Consider the following 21,270-nt stretch of genomic DNA (forward strand, 5'->3'; position numbering starts at 1 on the left):
TTCGCTGAAGTTTAGTTGATGTCCGACGTCGGCGCGGACACGGTCGGTGCCAGGTCCTCGGCCGCCGGAGCCCACGTGTGAGGATCGGCCGCCACCTGTTCGCCGCTGCGAATGTCCTTGACCTCGTGGTTCGGTACGCCGTCGTTGATGCTGGTGAACCAGACGTACGGAATTCCGCGGCGGTCCGCGTACTTGATCTGCTTACCGAATTTCTCGGCGCGCACCGCCACTTCGGCCGCCACCCCACGAGAACGTAACAGGGCCGCCGTGTCCAGGGCGGTCTCCCAATCCTCATCCTGTGTCAGCGCGACGTACACCGCGGTGGGGACGGAACGAGAAGCCTCAGCCATCTGTTGCGAAAGCATCCGCATCACGAGACGAGTCACCCCGATGGAAAGTCCCACGCCGGGGAAGGTCCGGTTGCCCTTGGTCGCCAGCGAGTCATAACGGCCACCGGAGCAAATAGAGCCGAGCTGTTCATGTCCATCCAGCATGGTCTCGTACACCGTGCCCGTGTAGTAATCCAGACCCCGCGCGATCGACAGATCCGCCACAGCGCGACCCGGCATCCGCCGGTGCAGTTGCCCGATCACCTCGGCCAGCTCGGAGAGACCTTCTTCGAGAAGTTCGTCATGAACGTCAAGGGCGCGGACCTGATCGACGAAGCTGGGATCTTCGGTCCGGATCCGGGCCAAGGCGAGTGCCTTCTGTGCTTGCTCATCGGTAGCGCCGATTTCTTCGCGCAATAGGCGAGCCACTTCGTCTTCACCGATCTTCTCGAGCTTGTCGATGCAACGGAGCACGCCTGCGGTGTCGTTCAGACCGACCCCCCGGTAGAAGCCCTCGGCCAGTTTCCGGTTGTTGATCCGAATGGTGAAATCGCCGATGGGCAGTTCGGAGAGTGCTTCGGCCATCACCAGCGCGACGTCGACGTCGTACCGGAACGGCAGCGTGCCCTCGCCCACCACGTCGATATCCGCCTGGGTGAATTCGCGGGCGCGTCCTTCTTGAGGGCGCTCGCCACGCCACACCTTCTGAATCTGGTAGCGGCGGAAAGGGAAAGCCAGGTGACCGGCATTCTCGGTTACGTAGCGGGCGAAAGGCACCGTCAGGTCGAAGTGCAGGGCCAGCCGGTTCGTATCCTCAGCCTTCTCGGGTGCCTCACCTTGCAGTCGCGATACTGCATAAACCTCTTTATCGATCTCGCCCTTGCGCAACAGCGTTCCCAGGGTCTCCACCGCACGCGTCTCGATATTGGCGAACCCATGAAGTTCGAAGACACGACGCAGCGTGTCCTGAACATGCAGTTCCACCAGCCGTTCGGCGGGGAGCCACTCGTGGAAGCCAGACAGGGACGCTTTGCGTGACATGAATCAGCACTTTCTGGTCGTGCAACGGGGACGAAGGTCATGGATTCGGCGCTCAGGCGCGGAACCCACCTGTCATTCTATGCCGTTGACGGTAGGCTATTCGTGACCATGTTTCGTCTCGACGTGCTCAAGCCAGCACGATCCAGCACAGAGAGTTCCAGCGGTGACCCACAGTCAAGAATCCGACGTCCCCCATTCCGAAGCACAGCAGGACGTTGACGACGCTCTGAAGTCAACGGCAAGCACCGAGGCGCATCAGCCGACCGACACGCCGGCTGTTCCCGAAAAGACGGCTCCCCAGAAGCCGCGTCCCGTGCCCTCTCCGGCTTCGGTTCGCCCCGCTCAGCCCGCTTCCCCGGCTTCGATTGCCAAGCCTGCCGCCGAAGCGCATGCAGCGCAGCAACCACCGGTAGCCCCCGCCGTGCCGACTCACCGCACTGAGGTGGATGACGCACGCCAGTTTGCCGAAGTCACCGAAGACGGACATGTGGTGCTGATCGACGGCAACGATCGTATTCCCGTCGGGCAGGTTCCCGATGTTCCTCGGGATGAGGCGCTGGCCTACTTCGTGCGCAAGTACGACGACGCGATGTCGCAGGTTCTTCTTCTGGAGCAGCGTTTGGCAACGGACACCTCGACCGCTGACCTCCGCAAGGCTCTGGGACAGTTGCAGGCCACTACCGATGAACGCAAGATGGTCGGTGACATGGTGGCGCTGCGCAAGCGCATCGCGTCGCTGGAGACCACGCTGGAGGTGCGCCGCACCGTCGAGAAGGAAGCGCATCACAAGGCAGTCGAAGAACAGCGCACGGCTCGTAAAGCGATCGTCGACGAAGCGGTAACCATCTCCGAGCAGGATCCGCAGCGCACTCAGTGGAAAGACTCCTCGCGCCGCATGACCGAGCTTTTCGAGCAGTGGAAGACGACCCAGAAGAAGGGTCCCCGACTGCCGAAGCCCGAAGAGGACGAACTGTGGAAGCGATTCCGTGCAGCACGCTCGACCTTCGACAAGCACCGCCGCGCCTTCTTCTCACAGCTGGATCAGACCAATGCGGAAGCTAAGAAGGTCAAGGAACGCCTCATCGCACGTGCTGAAGAGCTATCGTCGTCCACAGACTGGGCGACGACCGCGATGAAGTACCGCGATCTGATGTCGGAATGGAAAGCCGCACCCCGCGCCTCACGCCGTGAAGACGATGCATTGTGGACACGTTTTCGTGCCGCGCAGGACGTGTTCTTCAATGCCCGGAAGTCGGCCAATGACGAAATCGACCGCGAATTCGAGGAGAACCTGAAGGTCAAGGAGGCCATTCTCGAAGAGGGCAACAAGCTGCTGCCGTTCAAGAATGTCGATCGTGCCCGGGCCGCCATCAATGAGCTGCGCGGACGGTGGGACGACGCGGGCAAGGTTCCGCGCAAGGACATCGGACGGATGGAATCTGGTTTCCGTCGTCTCGAGGAGGCTCTCTCTCAGGCGGAGCAGGAGCACTGGCAGCGGACCAACCCCGAAACCAAGGCTCGCACGAATTCCGCTCTGTCCCAGCTTGAAGACGCCATCGCCGGACTCGAGCAGGATCTGGCCCAGGCCCAGGAACGCAACGACGAGAAGGCCATCAAGAAGGCCCAGGAAGCACTCGATGCCCGCAAGCTCTGGTTGCAGACCCTGCAGGCATCTGCAGATTCCAACTGATTCTTGATCTGATGCTCCGGGGTCGTCCACAGCGCGGGCTTCCCCGGTGAGTCATCCACAGCGGTGGTCCTGTTTCGACAGGGCCACCGCTTTTTGCTGGGACGATCACTTCATGAAGAATCTCGCCATCCCGGTTCAGAGGATCGGTTCAAAGGAGGGGCAACCACCGTGGCTCTGGACTCCAGGGCCCGGCCTCATACATGCCGAGCTCCAGTCGATGGCCCGCACTGGACTACTTCGCCGCGGATTGGGCGACTGTTATGTGAGTGCGGACCAGCCCGACACAGCTGAAACTCGGGCGCATGTAGTGTCGATCATGGGGCAACGACTGATCGGTGGTTTGTGGACGGCCGAACTCCAAACGGCCCGGTGGATCCATACGGGTGGATGCCCACCCATCTGCTTCGAAGCATCCGTGCCTCGGTATCATCGGCCTTCCCGGATACCGACAGAGTTGCCGTTGAGACTGCGCCAGGGAGTCACCGGTGGCGCCCTGGTTTCAGGCAAGGGCTGGGAGACCGATGTTCAGATGATCGGGCCGGTACGGTGCACGATCCCCGAGCAGACGATGGAGGATCTTCTTCGGCTGTCGCCGATAGATGTGGACCCGGTTCAATTGCGACTACTGTTGCGTCACTGCTCTCGTGACGAGTTACTCGCTCGCTTTACCTATCGCAGTTACCAAGCCGGCATGGCCCGCGCGATCCAGCGATTGAATGAGTTGCTCGATGCGACCGCCGAGTGACGGTGTTAGGTCTTACGCTGTCCTTTATCCGAGGTACGGAAGACGTCGTAGACGCCGTCAATGCGGCGGATGGAGTTCAACACGTGCTGAAGATACGCTGGATCGCCCATCTCGAAGACGAATTGCGACTCCGCAACTCGATCCCGCCGCGTCTTCACGGAGGCCGAGAGAATGTTGACGTGGTGCTCGGCGAGAATACGAGTCACATCGGACAGCAACGACTTGCGGTCGAGAGCCTCCACCTGAATCTCTACGACGAACACAGAGTCCTGGGTCGGAGCCCATTCCACGTCGACAAGACGTTCAGGCTCGGCTTTCAGGTTCTCGACGTTCTGACAGTCAGTCCGGTGCACGGAGACTCCCGAGCCGCGGGTGACAAACCCGACGATGTCGTCTGGTGGAACCGGAGAACAACAGCGGGCCAGTTTAGCCATAACTTCGCCAGTGCCCGGAATAATGACACCAGAATCTGAATGCCGACTGGGCAGACTGACCTGCGGCATCGCGCCAGTATCGAAGTACTCTTCTTGAGGCGGCTCCGGTGGCTCAAGAAGTGCCTGGATATGTTCGAAGACATTCTGGGCGGAGACGTTGTTTTCGCCGATAGCAGCGTAGAGCCCGGAGACGTCCGCCAGGCCCAGCTCTTCAGCTACCGTGCCCAATGCGTCTGTGCTCATGACTTGGCTCAGCGGCAACGATTGTTTGCGGGCGTATTTGGTCAGCGCGTCTTTTCCGACTTCGATGACTTCGTCGCGGCGTTCCTTGGAGAACCAATGCCGGATCTTGTTGCGTGCGCGGGCACTGCGTACGAACCCCAACCAATCTTGGCTGGGACCCGCGTCTTCACTTTTCGACGTGAAGATTTCGACAGAGTCGCCATGATTGAGCGGGGAATTCAGTGGTACCAGACGCCCGTTGACCCGGGCACCGATGGTCCGGTCACCGACTTCTGTGTGCACCGAATAGGCGAAGTCCACGGGGGTAGATCCAGCAGGGAGCACTTTAATCTCGCCTTGCGGAGTGAAGACATAGACCTCGGCCGCTCCGATCTCGGTGCGCAATGAGTCCAGGAAGTCGTTCGGGTCCTTGGCGTCCTTCTGCCAGTCCAGGACGGCACGCAACCAATTCGGTGTCGCGTCGCCGTTCTCCTCGGCCCCAGCATCCTTATAGCGCCAGTGAGCGGCAACGCCGTATTCAGCTCGGCGGTGCATTTCATGCGTGCGAATCTGGATCTCAACACGCTTGCCATCGGAGCCGACGACGGTGGTGTGGAGCGATTGGTACATGTTGTACTTCGGCATCGCAATATAGTCTTTGAACCGGCCCGGAATCGGAGACCACTTCGCGTGAAGAACACCCAGTGCCGCGTAGCAGTCCCGTACAGAATCGACCAACACGCGGACACCGAGAAGATCGTAGATCTCGTCAAACTCTTTTCCGCGCACGATCATCTTCTGATAGATCGAGTAGTAATGCTTGGGCCGTCCTGACAGGGTTGCCCGAATCTTGGCGTCGCGGAGTTCGCGCTCGATCTGTTCGCTGAGCTGGGCAACATTCTGTTGCCGTTCCGGGGTTCGCTCCCCGACCAACCGGACGATCTCCGAGTACACCTTGGGCCACAATGCAGCGAAAGACAGGTCCTCAAGCTCCCACTTGATGGTGTTCATTCCGAGACGATGCGCGAGCGGCGCATAGATCTCCAGGGTCTCTTTCGCTTTGCGGGCGCTGGACTCGGGCGGCACGTAACGCCAAGTTCTGGCATTGTGAAGCCGGTCTGCGAGCTTGATCAACAGCACGCGTACATCCTTGGCCATGGCCAAAACCATTTTGCGGACGGTCTCGGCTTGCGCCGCAGCGCCAAACTTCACTTTGTCCAGCTTCGTCACACCGTCGACCAGTAGCGCCGTTTCCTCACCGAATTCGCGACTGAGCTGGTCCAGTGAGTAGCTGGTGTCTTCGACAGTATCGTGCAAAAGGGCGGCGGCCAAGGTAGTACCTGTCAGACCGAGTTCCGCCAGAATGGTCGCCACCGCGACCGGATGGGTGATGTACGGATCGCCGCTTTTCCGCTTTTGCCCCTCGTGATACTTCTCTGCGACGGCGAAAGCACGGATAACGAGATCAAGATCGGATTTCGGGTGCCGAACTTTCAACGTGCGGATCAGGGGTTCCAAGATCGGCGAGTACCCGCCGACCACTGGGCGACCGGTCAGACGCGCAAGGCGTCCTCGTGGGCGGCGAGAATTGACAGCAGCAGACGTTGAGGACGCATCCGATGACGTAGCGTCGGTGGAATCCGTCATGTCGTCCCCTCCCCTCGTGGCGCCCAAGGCGACCAAAGCATGATGCCTGTCACCGTTACCGGTGGGTGAAACATTAGTCCCAGTTGCCGCCCAATACCAATCTGGGGCGTGAGGACAGCCTAGACGTTAGAGACTGCGCTGGGCTCGGTGACGGGCGCATCACCTTCACCGCTACCAGAGCTACGCTTACGCAGGATCCGCGCATCGTGTTCCTGAACGTTGCTGTCACGGCGTCGAAGCAGCGCATACAACGGTGCCTGGATGAACAAAGTCGCCAAGGTGCCAACGATAATGCCGACGAAAATCGCCAGCGAGATATCGCGCAAGGTACCCGCGCCTAGAAGCCCGGCACCAATGAAGAGAATTGAACCAACCGGCAGAATTCCGACGATCGAGGTGGTGATAGAACGTACCAAGGTCTGGTTCACCGCAAGGTTGACGTTCTCCGAGAACGTGCGTTGAACGTCTTCTTCTAGGTTGTCCGTATTTTCGCGGATTTTATCGAAGACCACGACGGTGTCATACAAGGCATACGACAGAATGGTCAGGAAACCAATGATGGCCGATGGTGTGATTTCGAAACCCGTTGAACCATAGATACCAGTCGTCAGCGCTACAACGTAAAACAGTCCGATAATGGCAGCGAGGGACATCTTCCAGGTGCGGAAATACAACGCCATGAGCAAAGCGACCAGCACCACGAAAATGATCAGACCGATGGCAGCCTGCTGGCTCACCGCCTGGCCCCAGGTAGGGCCAACGAACGTGGAGGTCACATTGTCGGCACCGACCCCGTATGCCTCCTGCAGGTTCGCTGCGACCTCGAGCGTCTGGTTGTCGTCCAAATGCTCAGTCTGAACCCTCATGGTGTTCGGTGCAATGTTCGTCGCAGTGACCACGGTTTCAGGCACCACGTCGGTCACGGCGGACTCCCCCGCAGCGGGGTCCGTGTTGGATACGCCGGAGACGGTGAATTCAGATCCGCCGCGGAATTCAATGCCCATGTTGAAGCCGCCGCGGGCCAACGTGAGCCCTCCGGAGATGACGAGAAGGATGGCAGCAATGACGAACCACAGCTTCCACCGGTGAACAAAGGGATAGGACTTCTTGCCTGTGTAGAGCTCGTTGCCCCAGGTCGCCAAGCGGCTCATTTCTTTCCCTCCGACGATCCTGCGTCCACTGACTCAGATGTCTGCTGTCCCGAAGACAGTCCTAGCTGGTCTTCACGTTCCAGACGCCGTTTCTCGGCGATGGTCTGGCGACGTTGAGCTTCCTTCGAAGAACCTTTATTACGCTTACCCCGCGCGGGCGCAGCCTGCTCGACTGTCTTGAATTCGCGGACTTTACCTGCCCCCTTGTACAGCGGCTCCTGGCCGAGAAGCGAGGGATCCATTCCAGACAGCGGGTGGCCCGAGGCGAAGAATCTCGTACGTGCCAACAGCTGCATCACCGGATGCGTGAACATGAAGACGACCAAGAGGTCGGCCACGGCGGTCAGACCCAGCGTGAATGCGAAGCCACGCACGTTGCCCACGGCGGCGAAGTACAGCACCACAGCCGCTAGTAGGTTCACGGCCTTTGACACGGTGATTGTCCGCTTTGCGCGCGCCCAACCGTATTCCACGGCCTGTGCCAGTGGCCTTCCGGCACGCATTTCGTCCTTAATGCGCTCAAAGTAGACGATGAAGGAGTCCGCTGTCAGACCAATAGCAACGATAATGCCGGCGATACCGGCCAGGGACAGCCGGTAATTATCGGACCATCCCAAGAGAACGATCGCCAGGTAAGTCAGGATGCCCGCCACGACCAGCGACGACAGTGTGACCAGTCCCAGTGCACGATATTGATAGAACTGGTAAGCGGCAACGAGGATTAAACCGATCAAACCGGCTATCAGACCCCAATACAACTGGTCTTGACCCAGAGTTGCCGAGATCTGCTGCTCCGACTCGATATTGAAGCTAATCGGAAGCGCACCGTACTGCAATTGCTCCGACAGTGCCTGTGCTGTGACTTCGGTGAAGTTACCCGTGATCTGTGCCCGACCGTCTGAGATAACAGCGTTGGACGACGGAGCCGAAATGATCGTGCCGTCGAGCACGATGGCGAACTGATTGCGGGGGCTCTCCAGCGGGGTAATTCGCTGAGTGACCTCACGGAATGCGCTCGTACCTTCGCTATCGAATGACAGGTTTACGGCCCACTGGTTTGTGGAAATACCGCCCGGAGCGGAGGCCATACCGAAGTCCGCATCCGAGATCTGGGTACCGAAAACTTCAACCGGCCCCAGGATGTACTTCATGCCGTACTGCGGGTCACACGAGACCATCGGTTCATCTTCAGGCACCGGCTCACGATTTCCTTCGGCGAGGAAGGCAGCACAGTCGAGCTTCTGGAATTCGTCGGCCAGTTCTGGGGTGACCCAGTTGGGATCGGAACCATTTGCCGGCTCTGCCGTAGGCTCTGGGAAATCTTCCAGTGCCGTCTGGTTCTCTTCTGGTGTCGCCGTACCCTGTGCGCCGCTGATCACCGCGCGGAATTCCATATTTGCCGACGCCTGGATCAATTCACGCGTCTGTGAGTCCGGAGTACCTGGCAAGGACACCACAACCGTGTTGCCGCCCTGAACATTGATTTCTGCTTCCGAGACGCCTGAACCATCGACACGTTGGCGGATAATCTCCACTGCCTGGTCCATCTGCTCAGAACTGACCTGCTCTCCCCCGGCCGTCTCCGGAGACAGCACCATCTGGGTACCGCCTTCGAGGTCGAGCGCAAGAAGTGGAGCACCAGTGGTCTGGTTTGTGGCGATGCCGATGCCAAGTACGGCCGTCAGCACAACGATGATAGCTCCCAGCCATCCGAGTGTTCGTTTGGGACGGCCGGAGCTTGTCGATGAGGACATAGTGAGCTGGACTTTCAGTTAAGGCTGGGTGGACACACCCGGGCAATACGAGGCGATTTCATTCCGCCGCGGTGTTACTTCTGGTCCGCGTCGCCGCGGGGATCCTCAGGATTCAAGCTCGGCTTGGTGTCCTTGGAGTCTGTGGTTGCGGGGCCCCCGTACTCTTCACCGTTGAGGTCGTACTTGCCATCCACATTCTCGGCCTCGGCCGACGCAGCCGGCTCGGTTGGTTCGATCACCTGACCGATGGCCTGAATGTGCACCGTGACGTTGTTTCCAGGAGACAGCTCAAGGACCACCTTGTTCTCGTCCTGGTTCACAGCGACAACGGTCCCGAAAATGCCCGCACCGGTCATCACCTCCTGGCCGGGGGCCAGCGAAGAACGGCGCTTCTGCTGTTCCTGCTGAGCCTTCTTCGAACGGCGGAACATGAAGAAGATCAGTAGACCGAAGACGGCCAGCATGATGATGAAGAAGGGGTCGAATCCCCCTGTCGGTTCACCGTCCTGGGACAGCAGGCCTGCATCAACGGTAAAAGGACTCAGGGTCATAGGGAGACACCACATTCTGTGTTCGGGACATAAGTCAACTCAGTCAGTCTAGTGCCTGAGTCTGGACTATCCCAGAAGACATGACGAGCCGAGCGCCTTCGACGGCTTCCGAGGGGCTAGTTGACCTCATCTTTGGAATCATCGTCACCATCAATGAGCGACCAGGCACCCAGCACCGGGGAGTCCTTCGGCACTGACAACCCCAAGTGTTTCCATGCCGCTGGCATCGCGATACGCCCGCGAGGCGTCCTACCGAGTAAGCCTTCACGCACGAGGTACGGTTCGGCGACTTCCTCGACGGTCTCCGTTTCCTCGCCGACGGCGATAGCCAAGGTGGACAGTCCCACCGGGCCGCCGCCGAATTTGAGGCACAGCGCTTCGAGAACGCCACGGTCTAAACGATCCAACCCTCTGGAATCGACCTCGTACATGTCAAGTGCGTTCGAGGAGGCCCGCGCGTCGACCTGTTCAAGCCCTTTCACCAGGGCCCAGTCGCGGACGCGGCGTAGCAGTCGATTCGCGATACGAGGCGTTCCTCGCGAACGGGAAGCAATCTCGCTGAAGGCCGCCGAGTTTAGCTGCATATCCAGCATGGCCGCGGATCGACGCAGCACGAGTTCCAGCTCATCGGAGCCGTAGAACTCCAAATGTCCGGTGAAGCCGAAGCGGTCACGAAGCGGCCCGGGCAACAGGCCCGCGCGAGTGGTCGCTCCCACAAGAGTGAAGGGCGGCAGTTCCAAGGGGATGGCTGTAGCACCCGCGCCTTTACCCACAACGATATCGACACGGAAATCTTCCATCGCCATGTAGAGCATTTCCTCGGCAGGACGAGACATGCGGTGGATCTCATCCAGGAAGAGCACCTCACCTTCGGTCAATGAGGACAAGATGGCTGCCAGATCACCGGCATGCTGAATTGCAGGACCCGAGGAGATCCTCAACGGCGCGTTCATTTCGGCAGCGATGATCATCGACAGCGTGGTCTTGCCCAGCCCAGGAGGACCCGAAAGCAAAACATGGTCAGCGCTTCGCCCACGTAGTCGGGCTGCTTCCAAGACGAGCGAGAGCTGATCACGCACGCGGCGTTGGCCCACGAAGTCATGCAGGTTGCGAGGCCTCAGAGCTGCTTCAATTTCACGTTCCTCGGTGTCAGCGCCTGCACTGATGACACGATCATCGCCGCGACCTGGACCTTGACTCACCGGCTACCTCCTGTACTGCGGTCGCGACCGAGCCGACTCAAGGTGGCTCTGAGAATACGTGCCACATCCTGGGTTTCAGCCAGTTCGGGCTCATCTCGGACGGTGGTCTCAAGTGCTTTCTGAGCATCCTTGTCGTTCCAGCCCAAGCCGGTCAGGCCGCCGACGACCTGGTCCATCCATTCTTGGCCTGCAGGCGAGGTGCCTTCTGAAGCTGTCGTCGGAGGCGCTTCAACCGGAGTGAGCTTCCCGGAGAGCTCCAGGAGAATGCGGCGTGCGCCTTTCGGCCCGATACCGGAGACCTTGGTGAACGCTTTTTCGTCGTCATGGGCCACCGCCCAGCGAACAGCGTCCGGTGCGTGAACAGCCAGGACCGCCAGAGCGGTTCGGGGGCCGACCCCCGAGACACCCATCATGATCTCGAAAATCTCACGCTCGTCCGTCGTAGCGAAGCCGAAGAGCGTCATGGACTCTTCTCGAACGATCATGGAGGTCAGGACTCTGCCCTGCTCCCCTTCCCGCAAAGTCGCCAAGGTTTGTGGAGTCGCTGAGAACAGATAGCCAATCCCGGACACGTTCAACACGGCCTGGTTCAGTCCCACGTGCTCGACTGTGCCCGTCAGCGATGCAATCACCGTTGTCTCCTCTGTGTCCGTCACTTCGCTCGCTGGCAACACGGATTTGTGGTGCCACGTTCGATTCGCCACTCACAGCTTAGAACATTATTCCGATAAACATGAGGAGCGCGACCTGTGTCAGCGCGTCACCGGCTTCCGCGCTTTTCAGCAGCCAACCATGCCTGCTGGGCCGGGGTCAGTGAACCCGTCTTGTTCGCGGTCGGGAATTTGGAGGAGGTACGGCGGCTCGTCAGCTTTCCGGTGTCGAGCCCACGACCGTAGAGTCCGCCGCGCCAGGCATGGGCCACGGCCAACGCAATCGCATCGGCCGCGTCCGCCGGACGTGGTGGCTCGGCCAGCCGCAGAATACGCGTCACCATCGAGGTGATCTGATTCTTGTCAGCGTTACCGTTACCCGTCACCGCCGCTTTGACTTCGGAAGGAGTGTGCAAAGCCACGGGTACCGAGCGGCGTGCAGCCGCGGCAATGACAACACCGGAGGCCTGAGCGGTCCCGATCACGGTCGGAGTGTTGTTCTGCGCGAACATTCGCTCCACTGCCATGTGGTGGGGCGCGTACTGATCAAGCATCGATTCCACCGCCTGATCGATCACGGCCAATCGGTTACCAATCGTCTCGGTATTGGCGGAGCCCACGACTTTAACGTCTACCAAGGTGGCGGATCGGTTCTGCGCGATGTCAACGACGGCAAGGCCACATCGAGTGAGCCCGGGATCCACCGCAATGACCCGAAGTGGAGATCCGGGTTCACGCATATTTTTAGTCGTCCTTCTCGAGCTCCGCCATGACCTCGGGGCTCAGGTCAACGTTGTCGTACACGCTCTGGACGTCGTCCAGATCCTCGAGGGCATCCGCCAGCTTGAGGAACGTGCGAGCATCCGAGGCATCCAGCTCGACATGCATGGTAGGAACGAATTCCACTTCATCCGTGTCGTAGTGAATCTCTGCGGCATCCAGGGCTTCCGCTACGGCACGTAGATCTGAGGGATCCGACATGATCTCGAAGTTGCCACCCGACTCGACGACCTCTTCGGCGCCTGCTTCCAGGACCGCCATCAGAATGTCATCCTCGGTCTTGCCTTCAGCGGGCAGGCGAACCACGCCCTGCCGATTAAAGAGGAATGCCACCGACCCAGGGTCGGCGATGGTGCCACCATTGCGCGTCACCGCAACGCGTACATCGGAGGCAGCCCGGTTTTTGTTGTCGGTCAAACACTCGACCATCAAGGCAGACCCGTTGGGTCCACGCACTTCGTAGATGATCTCGGTGTAGTCGATGACCTCACCGGTTAGACCCGCACCGCGCTTCACCGCACGGTCAATATTGTCGTTGGGAACGGACTGCTTCTTGGCCTTATTGATAGCCAGGTCCAGGGCTGGGTTACCAGCAATATCAGCACCGCCGGCGCGTGCCGCCACCTCGATCGCTTTGATGTACTTAGCGAAAGCCTTAGCCCGCTTAGCGTCAATTGCAGCCTTTTTGTGCTTGGTCGTGGCCCATTTGGAATGCCCAGCCATCTACGCTCCTTTATGCCGCCGACGCCGGAAGTCCCGTGCCGACCGTTCGTGCAGAATCTGGATTCCAGTCTAGTGCCTGAGAGGACTATTGACGGTGACCCCATCCACACGAAACAGTATGGTCATGTCGAACCCCCTGCTACAGCAGTCTGAGTTGCCCTACGGCCTCCCCGATTTTCGCGCCATCAGCGATCAGGATTTTCTCCCAGCCTTCCGTGAAGCCCTCGATGAGCATCAGCGGGAGATCCGAAAAATCACCGCGTCCCCGTCCCCGGCCACGTTTGAGAACACCTTCGTCGCGTGGGAGCGTTCCGGACAGCTTTTGCGGTGGGTCAGCGCGGTGTTCTTTACGGTGCTCCCCGCGGATCGCACCGCCGCTCGTAGTGAGATCGCCGCCGAGATCGAGCCGACGTTGGCCGGACACTGGGACGCTCTCTACCTGAACGAAGAGCTATATCGCCGGATGAACGGCGTAGACATCGACCAGCTGGATGGAGAAGAGCGCTCCCTTGCAGACCACGTTTTGCGCCAATTCCGACTCCACGGCGCCGAGCTGACCAAGACCAACAGGGTCACGCTCGCTGACATCAACACGCAGCTGGCTCGGATTGGCGCCGCATACTCGCAAGCCATGATTGCGGGAAACACTGCGCAAGCCCTTCTGGTCGAACAAGAGGATTCCCTGGCTGGTCTCTCTCAGCAAGAGAAGGATGCCGCGGCCGAAGCAGCCCAACAAGCTGGGCACTCGAGCGGTTGGCTCCTCGAACTCTCGATGTTCACCTCCCAGCCGCTGCTCGCTCGACTGGAAGATCGCGAAACTCGTCGCCGTCTTTACGAAGCAGCATGGAATCGCGGCACCGCGGGTGAACACGAAACGCTCTCCTTCGCTCGCCAGCAAGCAGGACTCCGTGCACGCAAGGCTGAACTTTTGGGATTCAAGAATTTCGCAGAGTATGCGCTGGAAGACCGTACTGCTCCCACTGTGGAAGCAGTCTGGTCCCTGATCGAGAGGGCGCTGGAACCGGCCATGAGGAATGCCCGCACCGAACGCGACATTCTCCAGCAGCGTGCAGGATTCGAACTTGAGCATTGGGACGTCCCGTTCTATTCCGAACAGCACGCTGATGAGTGTTTCTCCGTGAGCACCGAGCGGCTACGTCGCCATTTCGAGCTGGATCGAGTACTGAAGCACGGAGTTTTTGAGGCTGCTCATCGTCTCTACGGAATCACTTTTCAGGAGCGATCCGACCTCCACGGATATCTTCCCGACGTCCGTGTGTGGGAGGTATTCGACCACGATGGAACCGCAATCGGACTGTTCCTCGGCGACTTCTACACCCGCCCCACGAAATCCGGTGGCGCATGGATGAATTCCATCCGTGTCGGGTCGACGGAATTCTCCGAGCAACCGATCGTCGTTAATAACCTCAACATCGCCCGACCTCACGCCGGTGATCCGACGTTACTCACCCTCGATGAGGTCACCACCCTCTTTCACGAGTTCGGACACGCGCTCCACGGACTCTTTGGACGGGCAAGGTTCGCTTCGCTCTCTGCGACCCAAGTGCCTCGAGATTTCGTCGAGTTCCCCTCACAGGTCAACGAAATGTGGATCCAGCATCCCGAGCTGCTCAGCGGTTATGCTCTCGACGTTGATACCGGCGCACCACTGAGCCAGGACATCTTGAACGCGCTCGACGACGCCGCACTGTGGGGTGAGGGCCTACGGACCTCGGAGTATCTCGCCGCCGTCATTGTGGATTTGGCGTGGCACAGCATCGGCCCCGATGAGGTCATCCCAGACCCGGAAGCCTTTGAGAAGGAAGCCCTGGCATCGCGAGGAATCGACGATTCGCTCGTCGCCCCGCGCTATCGAAGCAGCTATTTCAAGCACATTTTCGCTGGCGGAGGCGGATATGCGGCTGGCTACTACTCCTATCTCTGGGCAGAAGTGCTGGATGCCGATGCAGTGGGTTGGTTCAACACCCACGGGGGCCTATGCAGAGACAACGGGGATCATTTCCGAAACGAGCTACTCTCTCGAGGCAGTGTGCGGGATCCGCTCGAATCGTATCGTCAGTTCCGCGGGCGGGATGCCGAAGTAGAGCCGCTGCTGTCCCGCCGAGGCCTGCTCGCTTAGACCGGAGCGTCCTGCGCTACTTCAAGTGCCTGCATTCCTGGCCGCGGAGATGAGAACGTGGACTTGAGCCATACACGTACAGCGGTGTCCCAGCGTTCCGGGTCCACGTTCCATTCGCGAGTGTGGCGAGCCTGAGTGAATCGAACAAAAGTCACCAGGCTTGGATTCTTCTGTGCCAGCTGCAGGCTGGGACCGACAGGTACATAGGTGTCGTCCTCTGAATGAAGGATCAGGGTGGGAACGCGCAGCTGATCAGCCCGTGATACCCAGTCCATGGTTTTGAGATCCACCGGCGCCGCCAATCCCGTGATGCGGCGGCCGGCACGAGAGGTGATCATATACTGCCCCAGTCGACCCACCGCCTCCGGTAGCCGATTCAGCCGAGCTTGATGAGCCAGAACGTCAATCCAATTGATCACCGGACCAGACAACACCAGCGCGGCTACGCGCGGAGCGAGTTTCGAGCGGTCGGTCAGTTGCAGACAAACGGCGGCACCCATAGACCAGCCGAAAAGTACGATCTCATCGGCGCCGTGGTCCAGCGCATACTGGATAGCGGCTTCCACATCCCGCCATTCAGTGGCGCCCAAACCATACTTGCCGTCGTCCGCCGACGGAGCTTCTCCATCATTACGGTAAGAGATCAACAGTGAGGTCATTCCCATGGCGCGTGCCGTAGCAATGGCGCGAATGCCCTCGGGTCGTCGTGCCCCACGCCCATGCACCATGATTGCCCAGGTGTTTGCACTCACGCTGACCTGGTCTTCATGTACATGTCGCCCACCAGCTTCCGGGCGGACCAACCATGCCGGCGCCGAGCCACGTTCCACCGGGATGGCGACGTCTTCGGCGTCGAATCCCATATCGGCGGGGGTCGGGTAAATGAAGCCTGTCCACCGGCCTCGCAAGGCGTTGGCCAAGTCGCCGCTGTAGACCTCTTCAACCACGCGTTGCACGGTTCCATCCGCGGGATCAAAGCTGGTGATGCGACCAATGCGAGCCACACCGCGGCCGCCGTCAAACACCAAGGAATAGGTTCCGGGGACGGTGGTCTCCTCCGTCGCGGGCAGGATGATCTCCTGGCTGTGCGCCACGTTCTTCACGCTGACAACGGCCAGAATCTCCAAGTCCTCGGCGTGATTTTTGACCGGGGTGACCACGGTTCGAGCGAAGACCGAGGCCAGCCCAGAGATCGTTCCGGCTACCAAAGACCCCACCACGACACCGGCCGTTGCCGCTGTAGTCGACCACCTCAACACCGGCGCAGCCTCTTCAACGGTGCGACCCATATGACGGGCGACTTTCCGAGCGCTTCTTCCACTCAACAGTTTCGTCACCTTCGGTTGACCCTTCTGACCCATACCTATCATTCTCTGCATCCCGTACCAATTTTTCCACGCCCGACCTTTCACACCATCAACACATGACCCACGGAACAAATTCACCGGATTCATCGTTGTTCAGGTGTGAGCAATGATTCAGACACCCCAGCAGACCTTCGACACGTCTCCGATGAGGAATGGCGCCAGCGACTGAGCCCCGCCGAGTACAGCGTCTTGCGTCAAGCCGGAACCGAGCATCCCTTCACCGGCGAGTACTGGGATGAAGAAACCGAGGGGGTCTACGCCTGCCGAGCCTGCGGCGCTGAGTTGTTCCGATCGCAGGAAAAGTTCGATGCCCAATGTGGTTGGCCGTCGTTCTTTGCCCCCTTGGCCGAAGACCGCGTCGAGTACATCGAGGATTCCAGTTTAGGGATGCGTCGCATCGAGGTGCGTTGCGCCAACTGTGCTTCGCATATGGGACACGTTTTCCAGGGCGAAGGGTTCCCCACCCCGACGGATCTGCGCTATTGCATCAATTCAGTGTCCCTTCGTCTGGAGCCAGCTACATCCGCCCGAGGAAACACTGATAGCCAGATTTCTTAAACACTCAGGAGGACGACGGTGCGGCGCGCCGCACCGGAATCCTTCAACTAGGGGTTTAACCTCGAGATGTGACCGTGATCAAGTCCTTCACACCGAGCGTTGCGGACCTGCCCGAGCCCTTCCGGCGAGCACTCCGCGGAATCCGTCAAGCCAGCATCCGCAATGAAGTGGTGTTGCACGAGATCCCAGCACCCAAACGGTTGGCACCCTACGCGGTCGCCCTCGGTGCCCAAGTTTTCGAAACGATCGGCGGCCCCGAACTCGCCACCGGACGGTTCATTCTGCTTTACGATCCAGCTGGCTCAGAGGTCTGGCAGGGAGCGTTCCGTGTGGTCACCTACATCCGCGCCTCGCTGGAGTCGGATGTCGGCACCGACCCGATGGTGGGAGCTGTGGCCTGGACGTGGCTAGTCGAAGCATTGGAAAATCACCAAGCCGACTACGATCACGCTGGCGGGACGGCCACTCGCGTGCTCTCCGAGAGCTTTGGCGGGCTAGCCACTCAGCCAGATACCATTGATATTGAGCTCCGCGCTTCCTGGACACCCGGGAGCCCGGAAGCTCAGGATCATCTCGAAGCCTGGGCCGATATGGTCTGCGCCTTCGCCGGATTGCCACCGGTGCCTGAGGGGGTCACCGCAATGCCACGTATCCGAAGGACCTGAATCATTTCGTCTCGCAACGACAACACCGCCACCTCAGAAGCAGCGCCGAAACCTGAACTGGTCACCCGGCCGAAAAGTGGCACCCCCTTTATTACCGATACTTTTTCTGAATTAGAACGTTGTGCCCAAGACCTGGCAGCCGGGCACGGCCCGGTCGCCATCGACGCCGAGCGAGCGTCAGGTTTCCGATACGGCCAACGGGCGTTCCTCATTCAGATCAAACGCGAGGGTTCCGGGTTGTGGCTCATCGATCCCGAGGCCTTCTCTGATCTGCGCATCATCCATGATGCGTTGCGTGGAGTTGAATGGATCCTTCATGCCGCAACACAAGATCTCCCCTGCCTCGCAGAGGTCGGGATGTGGCCCGACCGACTCTTCGATACCGAGCTGGCCGGTCGCCTGGCAGGATTCCCCCGCGTGGGGCTGGCGGCACTCTTGGAGAACAAGCTCAACCTGACCTTGGCCAAAGAACACTCGGCCGCGGATTGGTCGGTCCGTCCACTACCAGCTGATCTGCGCGACTATGCTGCGCTAGATGTTGAGTTCCTCGTCGAGCTCCGTGCCTCCATGGTCGAAGAACTAACTCAGCAAGACAAACTCGCTATTGCCGAGGAAGAGTTTGCCGCTATTCGGAAGCGCCCACTGCCGGAGCCCCGGAAGGATCCTTGGCGCAGGACCTCTGGAATCTCCTCGATTCGCACACCGGAAAAACTCGCCATTGTCCGTTCCCTCTGGACTGCTCGCGAAAATCTCGCTGAATCCCGTGACGTAGCTCCGTCACGTCTCATCAAAGACCAAGCCATCATTGCCGCAGCTACCGCAGAGCCGACGACAGTCCCGCAGTTGCTCAAACTTCCGGCGTTCGTGGGACGTGCCGCATCCAAAGAAGCCCCGCGATGGTTGCGCGCAATTCGCGAAGGACAGCGGCAGGCCGAACAGCCCGACGAACTGCCCGCATTGCGCGTCCATTCAACCACGCCGCCTCCCCCACGCGCTTGGTCGGATCGAGACCCGTTGGCCGCACGACGTTTGCAGACAGCGCGCTCATGGATCGGGAGGGCTGCCGAAGCGAACAACATGCCGACGGAGAACCTTCTTACCCCAGCGACTCTCAAAGAAATCTGCTGGCGGCCCCCGGCCAACATCACACCCGATTCAGTGCGTCATCATCTCGTTGAGTTAGGCGCGCGAAATTGGCAGGTGGAGATCGTCTCCCCCATCCTGACGGTGGCACTACTCGACCCAGATCCACTCGACTGATTTTCCTCGCACCCTGCCCACGCTCGTCTCGTTGTGTCTAAGAACACAGAACTTTGCGATACGGTGGAAGGTGCACGTCGTACTGACGAGTACACTTCACCATCGATTGATGCGCAAGGGAGAAGCATGCCCACCGAGAACACAGACCGGTTCAGCGAATTCGAGTATGTCGCGGCAGAATTCGCCGACGAGATCATCACCCACTCCGTCGTCACGGACATCGAGCTCCCCGAGAACCTCGGCCGACTGGCCCTCATCACCCTGGACAATAACGCTGGCCCCAAGCGGCCCACCACCCTCGGTCCCGGGACCTTGATCGAATTCGGGCGCGCCGTCGACGCTCAGGCAGAACGAGCCCGTGCCGGAGAAATCGTCGCCCTGGCACTGATTGGAAAGCCGGGATTCCTGGTCGCCGGGGCCGACCTCGGAAGCATGAAGTCCGTCTCGGACCCCAAGCTCGGCGAAGCCATGGCGGAGCTAGGCCACGCGGCCTACGATGGCCTGCTGGACTTCCCGGTTCCCACCTTCGCTTTCATCAATGGTCTGGCTCTCGGCGGCGGCCTGGAAATTGCTCTAGCCTGCCAGTATCGCACCGTTTCCACGCACGCCAAGGCACTGGGGCTGCCGGAGGCATACCTAGGCCTCGTCCCCGGCTGGGGAGGCGTCTTCCAGACACCGTATTTATTGGGTCCGGAGAACGCGCTCACCGTCATGATCAAGAATCCGCTGAACAACAACCGTACGCTCAACGGCAAAGCCGCATATGAAATCGGCTTGGCAGATGCGCTCTTCGACGGCGGCGATGATCCGTCCACGACCGCTCCGTTCCTTGACGCATCGATTGCTTGGGCCACCCGAGTGCTGCAGCAGGACGCCGAGACCATTGAAACGCTAAATTCTCATCGCGACCATGATTTCTCCCCCGAAGCCTGGGATCGAGCCCTCGCCGAAGGACGCGCCATTGTTGAGGCGAAGACCGGCGGTTACGTTCCCGCTCCCGCCGAGGTCATGGATCTGTTCGAAGCAGCCCGCACCTCCACCCGTAAGGAATCAGCGAAGGCCCAGTGCGCGGCTCTGTCAAAGCTGATCGCCAGTCACGAATTCGCCAACACCGTCTACGCGTTCCTCGACGTCGTGCAGAAGCGTAGCAAGCGGCCGGCTGGGGCGCCGGATCCTCAACTGGCCCGCCCTCTCAAGAAGGTCGGGGTGGTCGGTGCTGGTCTGATGGCCGGTCAGTTGGCCCAGGTCTTCGCAACGCACCTGAAAGTTCCAGTAGTGATGACCGATCTGGATCAGGAGCGCGTGAATCGTGGCGTGGCCGCTGTGCGGGCCAACTTCGAGAAACTAGCGGCCAAGGGGCGCATCTCTGCAAGCGACGCCGAACAGCTTGCCTCGTTGATATCTGGGTCTGTTTCCCAAGACGTCTTCTCCGATGCCGACTTCGTCATCGAGGCGATCTTTGAGGAGATCGAGCTCAAGAAGAAGGTGCTGCGCCAGTTGGAGACGATCGTGTCCCCGGAGTGCATTCTGGCGTCCAATACGTCGTCGCTGTCGATCACCGAAATGTCATCCGCTCTGGAGCACCCGGAGCGCATGATCGGCTTCCACTTCTTCAACCCCGTTGCCGTCATGCCGTTGGTTGAGTTGGTTCGTGGACCAGAAACGACCGACGAGGTCTTGGCTACCGGTTTCGTCACAGCTCAGAAACTGCGTAAGACGGCTGTGTTGGTCCACGATGCACCGGCCTTCGTAGTCAACCGCATTCTGTTGCGCATGATGGGCGAGGTGCAGAACTCCTTCGATGAAGGCACCGACGCCCACACCGCCGATCACGCATTGGATCCCATGGCGCTTCCCATGACGCCGTTCACCCTGCTGGCCATGGTCGGCCTCCCTGTGGCACAGCATGTCACCGAATCACTCAACAAGGCCTTCGGCGATGAACGGTTCCCCGTATCTCCGAATATTCAGCGACTCATCGATGGTCAGAAGACCGCGATCTGGGCCAAGGATGATGCCTCCTCTGACGACAAGACGGAGACCATCCCTGCGGAAACTATGGATCTCATGAGCTTCGGAGATTCCCCCCAGTCCGCTGAAGAGCTGCTCACCCGGGTTCAGGATGCACTGGCAGAGGAAATCGGCTTGATGCTGGATGAAGGCGTCGTCGCCGATCCAGAAGACATCGACCTGTGCATGATCACTGGTGCTGGCTGGCCCCTGCATCTAGGCGGCATTACGCCTTACTTGGATCAGTCGGGGGCCTCAGAACGAGTCAATGGGCGTACGTTCCACTAAGCGATAGCACGCTTCCGATACGACGCGGGCTCCGACTGGCAAGTTTTCCAGTCGGAGCCCGCG

General features: G+C 59.8%; 17 protein-coding genes. 7 read left to right on the top strand and 10 right to left on the bottom strand.

Translation table 11 applies throughout. From position 1 onward, the window contains the following. Positions 1-11: 11 nt before the first annotated feature. Positions 12-1,370 carry a histidine--tRNA ligase gene (gene hisS, locus P8192_RS08375; RefSeq protein ID WP_278156143.1) on the bottom strand — a complete coding sequence of 453 codons (1,359 nt, stop codon included), beginning with the start codon at positions 1,368-1,370 and terminating at the stop codon, positions 12-14. 163 nt (positions 1,371-1,533) lie between these two features. Here hisS and P8192_RS08380 point away from each other — a divergent pair, with 163 nt between their 5' ends. Together P8192_RS08380 and P8192_RS08385 are read left to right on the top strand one after the other, a co-directional pair. Then, positions 1,534-3,060 (top strand): DUF349 domain-containing protein, encoded by a 1,527-nt coding sequence (locus tag P8192_RS08380; RefSeq protein WP_270105128.1) that lies wholly within the window; start codon positions 1,534-1,536, stop codon positions 3,058-3,060. 460 nt (positions 3,061-3,520) lie between these two features. Continuing rightward, on the top strand, positions 3,521-3,805 hold the full coding sequence (locus P8192_RS08385) for a hypothetical protein (protein ID WP_270105127.1): 285 nt from the start codon (positions 3,521-3,523) through the stop codon (positions 3,803-3,805). Positions 3,806-3,810: 5 nt separating this feature from the next. Here the strand turns inward: P8192_RS08385 and P8192_RS08390 are convergent, their stop codons facing one another. The 8 genes from P8192_RS08390 to P8192_RS08425 all read right to left on the bottom strand — a co-directional run bounded on the left by P8192_RS08390 (position 3,811) and on the right by P8192_RS08425 (position 12,919). Further along, a complete protein-coding gene (locus P8192_RS08390; RefSeq protein WP_278156145.1) occupies positions 3,811-6,108 on the bottom strand; it encodes a RelA/SpoT family protein in 2,298 nt (765 codons plus the stop codon). 119 nt (positions 6,109-6,227) lie between these two features. Next, positions 6,228-7,259, bottom strand: a complete 1,032-nt coding sequence (gene secF / locus P8192_RS08395; RefSeq protein WP_278156147.1) for a protein translocase subunit SecF — start codon at positions 7,257-7,259, stop codon at positions 6,228-6,230. Next, a complete protein-coding gene (gene secD / locus P8192_RS08400) occupies positions 7,256-9,013 on the bottom strand; it encodes a protein translocase subunit SecD (protein ID WP_278156149.1) in 1,758 nt (585 codons plus the stop codon). Before secD ends, secF begins: the two co-directional genes overlap by 4 nt. Positions 9,014-9,087: 74 nt before the next feature. Next, on the bottom strand, positions 9,088-9,564 hold the full coding sequence (yajC, locus tag P8192_RS08405) for a preprotein translocase subunit YajC (RefSeq protein ID WP_278156151.1): 477 nt from the start codon (positions 9,562-9,564) through the stop codon (positions 9,088-9,090). A 116-nt stretch (positions 9,565-9,680) separates the two neighbouring features. Beyond that, positions 9,681-10,730: a Holliday junction branch migration DNA helicase RuvB gene (gene ruvB / locus P8192_RS08410; RefSeq protein WP_431521175.1), complete on the bottom strand. Its 1,050-nt coding sequence runs from the start codon at positions 10,728-10,730 to the stop codon at positions 9,681-9,683. 32 nt (positions 10,731-10,762) lie between these two features. After that, positions 10,763-11,398, bottom strand: coding sequence for a Holliday junction branch migration protein RuvA (gene ruvA / locus P8192_RS08415; protein WP_278156155.1), 636 nt, complete (start codon positions 11,396-11,398; stop codon positions 10,763-10,765). A 128-nt stretch (positions 11,399-11,526) separates the two neighbouring features. Further along, positions 11,527-12,156, bottom strand: a complete 630-nt coding sequence (gene ruvC, locus P8192_RS08420) for a crossover junction endodeoxyribonuclease RuvC (protein ID WP_278156157.1) — start codon at positions 12,154-12,156, stop codon at positions 11,527-11,529. A 4-nt stretch (positions 12,157-12,160) separates the two neighbouring features. Continuing rightward, entirely contained in the window at positions 12,161-12,919 is a 759-nt protein-coding gene (locus tag P8192_RS08425) for a YebC/PmpR family DNA-binding transcriptional regulator (RefSeq protein WP_278156159.1), read from the bottom strand. 124 nt (positions 12,920-13,043) lie between these two features. Between P8192_RS08425 and P8192_RS08430 the strand changes: the two genes are divergently transcribed. Beyond that, positions 13,044-15,059 (top strand): M3 family metallopeptidase, encoded by a 2,016-nt coding sequence (locus tag P8192_RS08430; protein WP_278156161.1) that lies wholly within the window; start codon positions 13,044-13,046, stop codon positions 15,057-15,059. Here the strand turns inward: P8192_RS08430 and P8192_RS08435 are convergent. After that, positions 15,056-16,348, bottom strand: a complete 1,293-nt coding sequence (locus tag P8192_RS08435; RefSeq protein WP_278156163.1) for an alpha/beta hydrolase family protein — start codon at positions 16,346-16,348, stop codon at positions 15,056-15,058. The genes P8192_RS08430 and P8192_RS08435 overlap by 4 nt on opposite strands. Positions 16,349-16,525: 177 nt before the next feature. Between P8192_RS08435 and msrB the strand changes: the two genes are divergently transcribed. From msrB to P8192_RS08455, 4 genes are all read left to right on the top strand, one after another. Continuing rightward, positions 16,526-16,984 (top strand): peptide-methionine (R)-S-oxide reductase MsrB, encoded by a 459-nt coding sequence (gene msrB, locus P8192_RS08440; RefSeq protein WP_278156165.1) that lies wholly within the window; start codon positions 16,526-16,528, stop codon positions 16,982-16,984. Between the two features lie 68 nt (positions 16,985-17,052). After that, positions 17,053-17,649: a DUF3000 domain-containing protein gene (locus tag P8192_RS08445; RefSeq protein WP_270105115.1), complete on the top strand. Its 597-nt coding sequence runs from the start codon at positions 17,053-17,055 to the stop codon at positions 17,647-17,649. A 57-nt stretch (positions 17,650-17,706) separates the two neighbouring features. Continuing rightward, positions 17,707-18,909, top strand: coding sequence for an HRDC domain-containing protein (locus P8192_RS08450; RefSeq protein WP_278159774.1), 1,203 nt, complete (start codon positions 17,707-17,709; stop codon positions 18,907-18,909). Positions 18,910-19,035: 126 nt separating this feature from the next. After that, positions 19,036-21,207 carry a 3-hydroxyacyl-CoA dehydrogenase NAD-binding domain-containing protein gene (locus P8192_RS08455; protein ID WP_278156168.1) on the top strand — a complete coding sequence of 724 codons (2,172 nt, stop codon included), beginning with the start codon at positions 19,036-19,038 and terminating at the stop codon, positions 21,205-21,207. Positions 21,208-21,270 lie beyond the last annotated feature (63 nt).

This window comes from Citricoccus muralis (genome assembly GCF_029637705.1).
GTDB lineage: Bacteria > Actinomycetota > Actinomycetes > Actinomycetales > Micrococcaceae > CmP2.